This is a genomic window from Nocardioides sp. URHA0032, from assembly GCF_000620645.1.
Classification (GTDB): domain Bacteria; phylum Actinomycetota; class Actinomycetes; order Propionibacteriales; family Nocardioidaceae; genus Nocardioides.
The window spans coordinates 103556-115061 of record NZ_JIAV01000018.1 but is presented as its reverse complement, the minus strand read 5'-3'; the positions used below and the strand labels follow the sequence as shown (position 1 = coordinate 115061).

Genomic DNA, 11506 nt, shown 5'->3' with positions numbered 1-11506 from the left:
GGTTGACCCATGAGCGATCCCGCGGGACACGTGCGCGACGGGTTCGAGGGGTTCGACCGGCTCTGGACACCGCACCGGATGGCGTACGTCGCCCCGGCCCGGCCCTCCGGCGACGCCGGCTGCCCGTTCTGCGCCATGGCCGAGCTGCCCGTCGAGGAGAGCCTGGTCATCCACCGCGGCGAGACCTGCTTCGCGGTCCTCAACCTGCACCCGTACAACCCCGGCCACCTGATGGTCCTGCCGCACCGGCACGTCGCCGAGCTCGAGGACCTCACCGACACGGAGACCGCCGAGCTGATGGCGACGACCCAGCAGGCGGTCCGGGTGCTGCGGACGGTCAGCGGACCGCACGCCTTCAACGTCGGGATCAACCTGGGCGGCGTCGCCGGCGGCTCGCTGTCGGAGCACCTGCACCAGCACGTCGTACCGCGCTGGTCCGGCGACGCGAACTTCATCACCGTCCTCGGCGGCACCAAGACCCTGCCGCAGCTGCTGTCCGACACCCGCGCGCTGCTCGCCGAGGCCTGGTCGTGAGCCTCGCCGATGACGCCGCGCTCGCGGCGTGGGTGGTGCGCGAGGCCGGCACCCTCGCGCACCGGATGCGCGGCGGCGGCATCGCGCACGACACGAAGACGTCGATCTCGGACGTCGTGACGGAGGCCGACCACGCTGCCGAGAGGCTGGTCGTCGAGGCCCTCGCCGAGCGGCGGCCGGACGACGGCGTGCTCGGCGAGGAGGGTGCCGCCCACACCGGCACCAGCGGTCGCACCTGGGTGATCGACCCGGTCGACGGCACCTACAACTTCGTGGCGGGGCTGGAGTGGTGGTGCTCGGCGATCGCCCTCACCGACGGGGACGAGCTCGTGCTGGGCGCCGTGCACCACCCGGCCACCGGCCGCACGTTCGTCGGTGGTCCGGGCCTGCCGACCACGCTCGACGGCCGGCCCGTCGGCCCACTGACGGACCGGCCCCTGGCCGAGTCGTGCCTGACGACGTACCTCCATCCGCCGTCGTACGACGACGAGGTGGGCGTGGCGTTCACCCGGATGGTCGGCGGCGTCGCGACCCTGCGCATGCTGGGCTCCGCGTCGATGGACGCGACGGCGGTCGCGACGGGGGCGCTCCACGTCCGGTGCCAGCACTCGCTGCCGCCCTGGGACGAGCTCCCCGGCGCCGCGCTGATCCTCGGTGCCGGGGGTGCGGCTCAGCGGATCGAGGCCGGCGGCGTCACCTGGTACGCCGCGGGCGCCCCGACCGCCGTCGCCGACATCGCCGCCGCCCTGCTGGCGTAGTCCCTGGCGAAAATGTCGTCCGCACGCGCTGTCGAGAGCATTTTCGTGAGGGACTACCGCCTCAGCGCACGCCGTACAGGTGCTCCAGGGCCAGCTGGTCGAGCTTCTCGAAGCCCATGCCGCGCTGGGCGGCGGCGTCGGGGTCGAACGACTCGGACCGCAGGTCGGCGAGCGACTCACCGGCGGCCAGGGTCGAGACGCCGAGCTGGTCGACCCGGGCGTCGCGCAGCGCCTGCTGGACGTCGGGGTCGGCGCGGAACGCCCGGACCTTGTCCCGCAGGATCAGGTAGTTGCGCATGCACGCGCGGGCGGACTCCCAGACGCCCTCCATGTCCTCGGTGCGCGGCGGCTTGTAGTCGAAGTGCCGCGGCCCGTCGTAGCCACCGTTCTCGACGATGTCGACGGTCCAGAACGCGCCTCGTGCGTTGCCGGCGCCGAACCGGAGGTCCTGGTCGTAGCGGGGCCCGGTCTGGCCGTTGAGGTCGATGTGGAAGAGCTTGCCGTGCCACAGCGCCTGGGCGAGCCCGTGCGCGTAGTTGAGCGAGGCCATCTCCTCGTGGCCGACCTCGGGGTTGAGGCCGACCAGCTCGGAGTGCTCGAGCTCGTTGATGAACGCCAACGCGTGGCCGATCGTGGGGAGCAGGATGTCGCCGCGCGGCTCGTTCGGCTTCGGCTCGATCGCGAAGCGCAGGTCGTAGCCCTGCTCCACGGAGTAGGAGCCGAGGACGTCGAACGCCTCCTTGTAGCGCGCGAGCGCGGTCTTCACGTCCTTGGCGGCACCCGACTCCGCTCCCTCGCGACCGCCCCACGCCACGAAGACCTTCGCGCCGAGCTCGGCGGCGAGGTCGATCTGGTCGGCGGCCTTGCGGATCGCGAACCGGCGGACGTCCCGGTCGTTGTTGGTGAAGCCGCCGTCGCGGAAGACCGGGTGGGAGAAGAGGTTCGTGGTCACCATCGGGACGATGAGCCCGGTCTCCTCGAGCGCCTTGCGGAACGGCGCGAGGTGCTTCTCCCTGGTCGCCGCGTCGGCGTCGAACGGGAACACGTCGTTGTCGTGGAAGGTGACGCCGTACGCCCCGAGGTCGCTGAGCCGGTGGATGGCCTCGGCCGGGTCCAGCGCGGGGCGGATCGCACCGCCGAAGACATCGACGCCCTGCCAGCCGACGGTCCACAGGCCGAAGGAGAAGCGGTCGTCACGGGTGGGGGAGTAGCGGTCGTCGGCGCTCATCGGGTTCCTCGGTCTCCATCACGATTCGGTCACGCTCACGCGGCAGGGACGCTTAGTTGGAACGTGCAACAAAACACGCTCTCAGATCCGCTTGCCGCGCTGGGCTTGCGCTGAGTATGTTGTCGCCGACAACATACCCGGTGACGACGGTCACACGACAGTGGTCACACCGGTCCGAGCCATGGAGGTCGAGGAATGGTCAGGAACAAGGGTGCGCGCTATGCGTCCCTGGTAGCAGCGAGCGTGCTGGCGGTCGGAGCGTTGGCCGCGTGCGGCAGCAGCGACAGCGGCGGCAGCAGCGACGGCAGCGGCGACGGCAGCAGCAGTGTCGGGAAGGTGGGCGTGATCCTTCCGGACACCACCACTTCGCCGCGCTGGGAGGCCAACGACCGCCCCAGCCTGCAGGCAGCGTTCGACTCTGCCGGCGTCGAGTCGGACATCCAGAACGCCGGCGGTGACGTCGACAAGTTCGGCACGATCTGCGACAACATGATCACCGAGGGCGTCAAGGTCCTGATGATCGTCAACCTGGACTCGGACTCCGGAGCCGCGTGCCTGAAGAAGGCCGCCGACGCCGGCGTTCAGAGCATCGACTACGACCGCCTGACCCTGGGTGGCGGCGCGTCGTTCTACGTCTCGTTCGACAACGTCGGCGTGGGCAAGCTGATGGGTCAGGGCCTGCAGACCTGCCTGGACGACAAGGGCAAGACCAAGGCGAACATCATCTACATCGACGGCGACCCGAACGACAACAACGCCGCCCTCTTCAAGCAGGGCTACGAGGAGGCGCTCAAGCCGAAGATCGACTCGGGCGACTACACCCTGGTCGGCGACCAGAGCGGCTTCTGGGACGCGACCAAGGCCGGTACGGCGTTCGAGCAGCTGTACACCCAGAACAAGGGCAAGATCGACGGTGTGGTCTCGGCCAACGACACCATGGCCGGCGGCATCATCGCCCGTATGGAGGCCCAGGGCGTGGCGGGCGAGATCCCGATCACGGGTCAGGACGCCTCGGTCGGCGGCCTGCAGAACATCCTCCTCGGCAACCAGTGCGGTTCGGTCTACAAGAACACCGACCTCGAGGCCAAGGCCGCGTCCGACCTGGCGATCGCGCTGATCAAGGGTGACGACACCAGCAGCCTGGTCAACGGCACCGTTCCGGACACCAAGACCGGCAAGGACGTCCCGTCCTCGCTGGCCACGCCGGTCTGGATCACGATGGACAACATCAAGCAGCCGTTCGACGACGGCTTCGCCAAGGCGGCCGACGTCTGCACCGGCAAGGTGGCCGCTGCCTGCACCAAGGCGGGCATCAGCTGATCGCCTGAACCACAGCACCAGACGACGGAGGCGGGGGCGGCACGAGTCGCCCCCGCCTCTGCCATGGTGACCCGAGGCTCGGCCCTGCCCGGCCACGACCACACACACCCAGGAGGATCAGTGACTGCGACCGCTTCGGAGCGCGCCGCCGCTCCCAGTTCCGGTGAGCCGCTGCTGCGCCTGCGCGGCATCCAGAAGAGCTTCGGCGCCGTGCACGTGCTGCGCGGCATCGACCTCGACGTGAAGGCCGGCGAGGTCACGGCGCTCGTCGGTGACAACGGTGCCGGCAAGAGCACCCTGATCAAGGGCATCGCCGGCATCCACAGCTTCGACGAGGGCGAGTACGTCTTCGACGGCAGGCCCGTGACCGTGCACAACCCCAAGGACGCGAGCGGCCTCGGCATCGAGGTCGTGTACCAGGACCTCGCCCTGTGCGACAACCTGGACGTCGTCCACAACATGTTCCTCGGGCGCGAGCTGCGCCACCGCGGGCTGCTCGACGAGGACGCGATGGAGAAGCGCGCTCGCGAGACCCTCAACGGCCTGTCCGTGCGCACGCTCCAGTCGGTACGGACCAAGGTCGCCTCCCTGTCCGGTGGACAGCGGCAGACCGTGGCCATTGCCCGGTCGGTGCTGTGGAACTCGCGTCTCGTCATCCTCGACGAGCCGACCGCCGCCCTGGGCGTGGCGCAGACCGAGCAGGTGCTGCTCCTCGTCCGCCGACTGGCTGACAGCGGACTCGGCGTGATCCTGATCAGCCACAACCTCAACGACGTCTTCCAGGTCGCCGACGACATCGCCGTCCTGTACCTCGGACAGATGGTCGCCCAGGTCCGCAAGGACGACGTGACCTCGAACCAAGTGGTCCAGCTGATCACCACCGGTTCGACCGGCGCGGAAGGAGCATCGGCATGACCGCCACGAAGAAACCGGAGTCCCCGGCCGTCGCACCGGAGCCGTGGCAGGCCCAGAACCTCGGCGGCATCTGGCGCTCCTACGTCGCCAAGGTCCGGGGCGGTGACGTCGGCGCCCTGCCGGCCGTCCTCGGCCTGCTGGTCCTGGTCATCGTGTTCTCGATCCTGCGACCGGACACCTTCACCTCCGAGCTCAACTTCGCGAACCTGATCAACCAGTCGGCCGCCGTCACGGTGATCGCGATGGGCCTGGTCTTCGTGCTCCTGCTCGGCGAGATCGACCTCTCGGCCGGCTTCACCGGCGGTACCGCTGCAGCGGTGATGGGCGTGGTGATGACCAACCACGACCAGGGCTGGTTCATCTCGGTCCTCGCGTGCATCGCCACCGGCGTCGTCATCGGCACGTGCATCGGCCTCCTGGTCGCCCGGCTCGGCATCCCGTCGTTCGTGGTCACGCTGGCCGCCTACCTGGGCCTCCAGGGCGTGATGCTCGAGATCATCGGCGAGGGCGGCACCATCCCGTTCGAGAACGAGTCGATCCGGGCGATCACCGACAAGAACCTGCCCGTCTGGCTGGGCTGGACGCTTGCCGCGGCGCTCGTGCTCGGGTACGCCGCCGTGACCTACCTGCGCAACGCTCGGCGACGCAGGGCCGGACTGCAGCACGAGCCGACTCTCCTGTGGGCCATCAAGACGGGTTCGCTGGCCGTGATCGCCGTGCTGTTCGTCGGGTACCTCTCGCGCGAGCGCAGTCTCAACCCCGCGTTCAAGTCGCTCAAGGGCGTGCCGAACTCGATGGTGGTGATCCTCGGGCTGCTGCTGGTCCTGTCGTTCCTGCTCGGTCGCAGCGCCTGGGGCCGGCACGTCTATGCGGTCGGCGGCAACGCCGAGGCCGCCCGCCGAGCCGGCATCAACGTGATGTGGGTGAAGCTCAGCTGCTTCATCCTCTGCTCGTCGGTGGCAGCGATCGGCGGCCTCCTGCTGGCGGCACGCAACCACTCCGTGTCTCCGCAGACCGGTGGCAACGAGACCCTGCTGTACGCCGTGGGCGCTGCCGTCATCGGTGGCACCAGCCTCTTCGGCGGCAAGGGTCGCGTGGTGGACGCGGTCATCGGCGGCACGGTGGTGGCCGTCATCGCGAACGGCATGGGCCTGCTGAACCAGGAGCCCGGCGTCGTGTACATCGTGACCGGGCTCGTGCTCCTGGTCGCCGCGAGCGTCGACGCCATCAGCCGCAGGCGCGCAGCCGCCTCAGGCCGGGCCTGACCGGGGCGGGCGAGGAGAGACGGCCATGCCCACCCCGACCGGCGTCGGCACGGAGGAGCTGCGGCGTGCGAACCTGCGCGCCATCCTCCAGACGGTGCACACGCACGGCCCGACCACGCGCGCCGCGCTCACGAAGCAGCTCGGCCTGAACCGGAGCACCATCGGTGCGCTCACGGTCGAGCTGCAGAGCCTGGCGCTGGTGTCCGAGGAGACAGCGGCGGTGGGCGGGCGTTCCGGGCGCCCGTCCCACCTCGTCGTCCCCCGCGAGGACAACGTGGTGGTGGCGGTCGACGTCGGCGTGGACCGGATCTCCGTGGCCCTGGTGGGGCTCGGCGGCGAGGTCTTCGAGCGCCGTCACCGTCCCCACCAGCGCGGCGAGCACGACGTCGACCACGTGGTCGACTCCGTCGCGCAGATGATCGGGGACGTGCTCGGTGGCGCCCCCGGCCGGCGCTGCCTGGGCGTCGGGGTCGCCGTACCGGGCGCGGTCCGGGCGGGTGACGGCCTGGTGCGGTTCGCGCCCAACCTGGGGTGGGTCGACGCGCCGTTCACGGACCTCCTCTCGAAGCGCCTCGGCAAGCCGGTGTCGACCGGCAACGATGCGAACCTGGGCGCGCTCGCCGAGCACGTCCGGGGCGCCGCGGTCGGGTACTCCGACGTCGTCTACCTCAGCGCGAGCGTCGGTATCGGTGGTGGCTTCCTGATGGGCGGCCGCCCACTGACCGGCTCGAGCGGGTACGCCGGCGAGGTCGGCCACATGCAGGTCGACAGCGGCGGGCCGGTCTGCCGCTGCGGAGCCTTCGGCTGCTGGGAGACCAAGATCGGCGAGAACGTGCTGCTCCGGCGGGCCGGCCGGCTGGCCGGAGGCGGGCCGCCGGCGGTGGCCGAGGTGATCGCCGCCGCGCAGGGCGGCGAGGTCCGTGCCGCGGAGGCGGTCGCCGAGGTCGCGGAGTGGTGCGGCATCGGGATCCGGGTGATCGTCAACCTGTTCAACCCCGAGGTCGTGGTCCTGGGCGGCAGCCTGGCCCAGATCTGGCGGGCGGCGGAGGACCGGGTCAACGACGCCCTCAGCCGCAGCACGATGATGTCCCCACGCGAGGACGTCGTGATCCGCGCCGCGGCACTGCACGACGACTCGCCACTGATCGGCGCCGCGGAGCTGGCGTTCGCGCCGGTGCTCGACCATCCGCAGGCCGTGCCGCACGCGGTCTGAGCCGCACCGACCGGTAACCTGCTGCCCGCCATGCTCGAACGTTTCCGCGCCTTCTGGACCAAGGTCCTCTCGCCGATCGCCAACCTCCTGATCCGGCTGGGGGTGAGCCCCGACGCCGTGACCCTGGTCGGCACCCTCGGTGTGTGCGCCGGCGCCCTGGTGTTCTTCCCGCAGGGGATGCTCCTGACCGGCGTGCTCGTGATCACGGCCTTCGTCTTCAGCGACCTGATCGACGGCCACATGGCCCGCACGACCGGGCGGGTCAGCAAGTTCGGCGCGTTCTGGGACTCCACGCTCGACCGGGTAGGCGACGGTGCGATCTTCATCGGCCTCGCGCTGTACTTCGCCTGGGAGGAGCCGAGCAGGCTCTACCTGGTGCTCTGCCTGGTCTGCCTGCTGATGGGCGGCGTCACGTCGTACGCGCGGTCCCGCGGCGAGACCCTCGGCTTCTCGGTTAAGGTGGGCATCGCCGAGCGGGCCGACCGGCTCGTGGCCATCCTGGTGATGACCGGGCTGAGCGCGATCTTCGACCTGCCGGTGCTGCTCTACATCGCCCTCTGGGCGCTCGCGATCGCGTCCACCGTCACGGTGGTGCAGCGGGTGTGGGTGGTCCGGAAGCAAGCTCTCGCCGAGGCCGGCACTAACATCTGAACCATGATCGACAGCAACGCCTCAGCCCCCCTCGAAGACGGTCCCGCCACCGGCACGACCCGCGTGAAGCGCGGGATGGCCGAGATGCTCAAGGGTGGGGTGATCATGGACGTGGTGACCGCCGAGCAGGCGAAGATCGCCGAGGACGCGGGAGCGGTCGCGGTGATGGCGCTGGAGCGGGTGCCTGCCGACATCCGCGCCCAGGGCGGCGTGTCGCGGATGAGCGACCCCGACATGATCGACTCGATCATCGAGGCGGTCTCGATCCCGGTGATGGCCAAGGCCCGGATCGGGCACTTCAGCGAGGCCCAGGTCCTGCAGTCGCTCGGCGTCGACTACGTCGACGAGTCCGAGGTGCTGACCCCGGCCGACTACGCCAACCACATCGACAAGTGGGCGTTCACGGTCCCGTTCGTGTGCGGTGCGACCAACCTGGGCGAGGCGCTGCGCAGGATCACCGAGGGTGCGGCGATGATCCGCTCCAAGGGCGAGGCCGGCACCGGTGACGTCTCGAACGCCGTGACCCACATGCGCACCATCCGCCGCGAGATCCGCCGCCTCGGCGCGCTGGCCGAGGACGAGCTCTACGTCGCGGCGAAGGAGCTGCAGGCGCCCTACGAGCTGGTCAAGGAGGTCGCCGAGAACGGCAAGCTGCCGGTCGTGCTGTTCACCGCCGGCGGCATCGCCACCCCGGCGGACGCCGCGATGATGATGCAGCTGGGCGCCGAGGGCGTGTTCGTCGGCTCGGGGATCTTCAAGTCCGGCAACCCCGCGCAGCGCGCGGAGGCGATCGTCAAGGCCACGACGTTCTTCGACGACCCCGACGTCATCGCGAAGGTTTCCCGCGGGCTGGGGGAGGCGATGGTCGGCATCAACGTCGAGGACATCCCGCAGCCGCACCGCCTCGCCGAGCGCGGGTGGTGACCGGGTCCTCAGCCGGGCCGCACATCGGCGTGCTCGCGGTCCAGGGCGACGTCAGGGAACACCTCCGCACGCTCACCGACCTCGGCGTCACGGCCACCGCGGTACGCCGTACCTCGGAGCTCGACGCGGTCGACGGGCTCGTGATCCCGGGTGGCGAGTCCACCACGATGGCCAAGCTCGCATGCACCTTCGACCTGTTCGAGCCGATCCGCCAGCGGATCAAGGAGGGCCTGCCAGCCTTCGGCACCTGTGCCGGCATGATCCTGCTCGCCGACCGGATCGAGGACGGAGCACACGACCAGGAGACCCTCGGCGGGCTGGACATCACGGTGCGACGCAACGCGTTCGGACGGCAGGTCGACTCGTTCGAGGGCGACCTGGACTTCGCCGGCCTGGACGCACCCGTGCACGCGATCTTCATCCGGGCACCGTGGGTCGAGGCGGTCGGCGAGTCGGTCGAGGTGCTCGCCCGGGTGGATCGGGGCGAGGCCGCGGGTAGGATCGTCGCGGTCCGTCAGGGTCCGCTGATGGCGACGTCGTTCCACCCCGAGGTGGGTGGCGACTCCCGGGTCCACCGCGTGTTCGTGGACCTGGTCACCAACGCTGAGTAGAAGAGGGACGGATGTCTGGCCACTCCAAGTGGGCGACCACCAAGCACAAGAAGGCCGCGATCGACGCCAAGCGCGGCAAGCTGTTCGCCAAGCTGATCAAGAACATCGAGATCGCGGCCAAGATGGGCGGCCCCGACCCGGCCGGCAACCCGACGCTCTACGACGCCATCCAGAAGGCCAAGAAGCAGTCGGTGCCGAACAAGAACATCGACTCGGCGGTCAAGCGCGGCGGCGGCCTCGACGGCGGCGGCGTGGACTACGAGACGATCATGTACGAGGTCTACGGGCCGTCCGGCGTGGCGCTGCTCGTCGAGTGCCTGACCGACAACCGCAACCGTGCCGCGATGGAGGTCCGCACCGCGGTCACCCGCAACGGCGGCACCATGGCCGACCCCGGCTCGGTCTCCCGGCTCTTCACCCGCAAGGGCGTCGTCGTGGTCGAGAAGAGCCAGGAGCGCGGCGGCAAGCCGTGGGAGGTCACCGAGGACGACGTCCTCGAGGCCACCCTGGACGCCGGGGCCGAGGACGTCAGCGACCTCGGTGACTCCTTCGAGATCCAGTCCGAGTCCGGCGACGTCGTCGCGGTCCGTACGGCGCTCCAGGCGGCCGGCATCGACTACGACTCCGCCGAGGTCCAGTTCGTGGCCACCATGGACATCCCGGTGGCCGAGGTGGACGTGGCGGGGAAGGTCTTCCGCCTCGTCGACGCCGTCGACGACCTCGACGACGTGCAGAACGTCTACAGCAACGCCGACATCCCCGACGACGTCCTGGACTCGATCGACGCCTAGCGCGGACGCGTCAGCGGACTCGCTGATGGTGGTCGAGCGAGCCGCGCGGCTGAGCCCGCGAAGCGGCGATCGGCGTGTCGGGACCCGGTGAGGCGAGAGCCAGCGGTTAGCGTGGACACCGAACAGGTGTTCGACGGAAGGGCTGACCATGCGCGTGCTCGGGATCGACCCCGGGTTGACCCGCTGCGGCATGGGCGTGGTCGAGGGCGACGTGGGCCGGCCGCTGAGCCTGGTCGACGTGAACGTCCTGCGCACGTCGTCCGACCTGCCGGTCCCGCAGCGCCTGGTGACGATCGAGAAGGGCATCGACGCCTGGCTCGACGAGCACGCCCCCGACGCCGTCGCGGTCGAGCGCGTGTTCGCGCGCTCGGACGTCAGCACGGTCATGGGTACGGCGCAGGCGAGCGGCATCGCGATGGTCTGCGCGGCCCGGCGCGGGTTGCCGATCGCCCTGCACACCCCGAGCGAGGTCAAGGCCGCGGTGTCCGGCAACGGGCGCGCGGACAAGGCGCAGGTCGGCGCGATGGTGACCCGGATCCTCCGGCTCGACGCGATGCCCAAGCCGGCCGACGCGGCCGACGCCCTGGCGTTGGCCATCACCCACATCTGGCGCGGCGGCGCCCAGGCCAGGATCGACGCGGCGCTGGCCGCAGCCGGGAGGAAGCAGTGATCGCGTTCGTGCGCGGCCAGGTGGCCGCGGTGACCCTGTCCAGCGCGGTGCTCGAGGTCGGGGGAGTCGGGCTCGAGCTGATGTGCACACCGGGGACGCTGGCGACCCTGCGCCCCGGACACACGGCAACCCTGCCGACGAGCATGGTCGTGCGCGAGGACTCCCTGACCCTGTTCGGCTTCGCCGACGAGGACGAGAAGCAGGTCTTCGAGCTGGTGCAGACGGCCTCGGGGGTCGGTCCCAAGGTCGCCCAGGCGATCACCGCGGTGCTGGCGCCCGACGACCTGCGCCGCGCGATCGCCGCCGACGACGTGAAGACCCTGACGCGCGTGCCCGGCATCGGCCAGAAGGGGGCCCAGCGGATCATCCTCGAGCTCAAGGACCGGATCGGCGCCCCGACGGGGGGCCGTCCGGTGGCGGCTGCCTCGGCCGAGTCGTGGCGCGAGCAGGTCCACCAGGGCCTGATGGGCCTCGGCTGGACGACCCGCGACGCCGAGAAGGCGGTGGACGCGGTCGCTCCGGAGGCCGGGCCCAGTCCCGATGTGGGGGCGCTGCTGCGCGCCGCCCTGCGCACGCTGAGCAAGGCCTGACGTGCACGAGGACGACCTGGCTGCGGCGGAGGCGGT

The 11506-nt window shown here is 70.5% G+C and carries 13 protein-coding genes; 12 read left to right on the top strand and 1 reads right to left on the bottom strand.

Annotated elements, in window-relative coordinates; genetic code table 11:
* The first annotated feature begins 9 nt into the window (after positions 1 to 9).
* Together N538_RS0107395 and N538_RS0107390 are read left to right on the top strand one after the other, a co-directional pair.
* Positions 10 to 534, top strand: coding sequence for an HIT family protein (locus N538_RS0107395; protein WP_028636795.1), 525 nt, complete (start codon positions 10 to 12; stop codon positions 532 to 534).
* On the top strand, positions 531 to 1292 hold the full coding sequence (locus tag N538_RS0107390; protein WP_028636794.1) for an inositol monophosphatase family protein: 762 nt from the start codon (positions 531 to 533) through the stop codon (positions 1290 to 1292). The genes N538_RS0107395 and N538_RS0107390 overlap by 4 nt, the downstream gene beginning before the upstream one ends.
* Positions 1293 to 1353: 61 nt before the next feature.
* Here the strand turns inward: N538_RS0107390 and xylA are convergent, their stop codons facing one another.
* Positions 1354 to 2520 carry a xylose isomerase gene (gene xylA, locus N538_RS0107385; RefSeq protein WP_028636793.1) on the bottom strand — a complete coding sequence of 389 codons (1167 nt, stop codon included), beginning with the start codon at positions 2518 to 2520 and terminating at the stop codon, positions 1354 to 1356.
* A 195-nt stretch (positions 2521 to 2715) separates the two neighbouring features.
* On the opposite strand from xylA, the gene N538_RS0107380 reads away from it, so the two are divergent.
* From N538_RS0107380 to ruvA, 10 genes are all read left to right on the top strand, one after another.
* Positions 2716 to 3840, top strand: a complete 1125-nt coding sequence (locus N538_RS0107380) for a sugar ABC transporter substrate-binding protein (RefSeq protein ID WP_028636792.1) — start codon at positions 2716 to 2718, stop codon at positions 3838 to 3840.
* A 120-nt stretch (positions 3841 to 3960) separates the two neighbouring features.
* Entirely contained in the window at positions 3961 to 4755 is a 795-nt protein-coding gene (locus tag N538_RS0107375; protein WP_051548934.1) for an ATP-binding cassette domain-containing protein, read from the top strand.
* Entirely contained in the window at positions 4752 to 6020 is a 1269-nt protein-coding gene (locus N538_RS0107370) for a sugar ABC transporter permease (RefSeq protein ID WP_028636790.1), read from the top strand. Before N538_RS0107375 ends, N538_RS0107370 begins: the two co-directional genes overlap by 4 nt.
* A 25-nt stretch (positions 6021 to 6045) precedes the next feature.
* Entirely contained in the window at positions 6046 to 7233 is a 1188-nt protein-coding gene (locus N538_RS0107365; RefSeq protein ID WP_028636789.1) for an ROK family protein, read from the top strand.
* A gap of 30 nt (positions 7234 to 7263) precedes the next feature.
* Positions 7264 to 7884, top strand: coding sequence for a phosphatidylinositol phosphate synthase (gene pgsA / locus N538_RS0107360; protein WP_028636788.1), 621 nt, complete (start codon positions 7264 to 7266; stop codon positions 7882 to 7884).
* A 3-nt stretch (positions 7885 to 7887) separates the two neighbouring features.
* The gene (gene pdxS / locus N538_RS0107355) at positions 7888 to 8808 is read left to right on the top strand and encodes a pyridoxal 5'-phosphate synthase lyase subunit PdxS (RefSeq protein WP_028636787.1); all 921 of its coding nucleotides are present in this window, start codon (positions 7888 to 7890) and stop codon (positions 8806 to 8808) included.
* Positions 8802 to 9419: a pyridoxal 5'-phosphate synthase glutaminase subunit PdxT gene (pdxT, locus tag N538_RS0107350; protein WP_197025263.1), complete on the top strand. Its 618-nt coding sequence runs from the start codon at positions 8802 to 8804 to the stop codon at positions 9417 to 9419. Before pdxS ends, pdxT begins: the two co-directional genes overlap by 7 nt.
* An 11-nt stretch (positions 9420 to 9430) precedes the next feature.
* Positions 9431 to 10210: a YebC/PmpR family DNA-binding transcriptional regulator gene (locus tag N538_RS0107345; protein ID WP_028636785.1), complete on the top strand. Its 780-nt coding sequence runs from the start codon at positions 9431 to 9433 to the stop codon at positions 10208 to 10210.
* A gap of 148 nt (positions 10211 to 10358) precedes the next feature.
* Positions 10359 to 10880 carry a crossover junction endodeoxyribonuclease RuvC gene (gene ruvC, locus N538_RS0107340; RefSeq protein WP_028636784.1) on the top strand — a complete coding sequence of 174 codons (522 nt, stop codon included), beginning with the start codon at positions 10359 to 10361 and terminating at the stop codon, positions 10878 to 10880.
* Positions 10877 to 11470 (top strand): Holliday junction branch migration protein RuvA, encoded by a 594-nt coding sequence (gene ruvA, locus N538_RS0107335; protein ID WP_028636783.1) that lies wholly within the window; start codon positions 10877 to 10879, stop codon positions 11468 to 11470. Before ruvC ends, ruvA begins: the two co-directional genes overlap by 4 nt.
* Positions 11471 to 11506 lie beyond the last annotated feature (36 nt).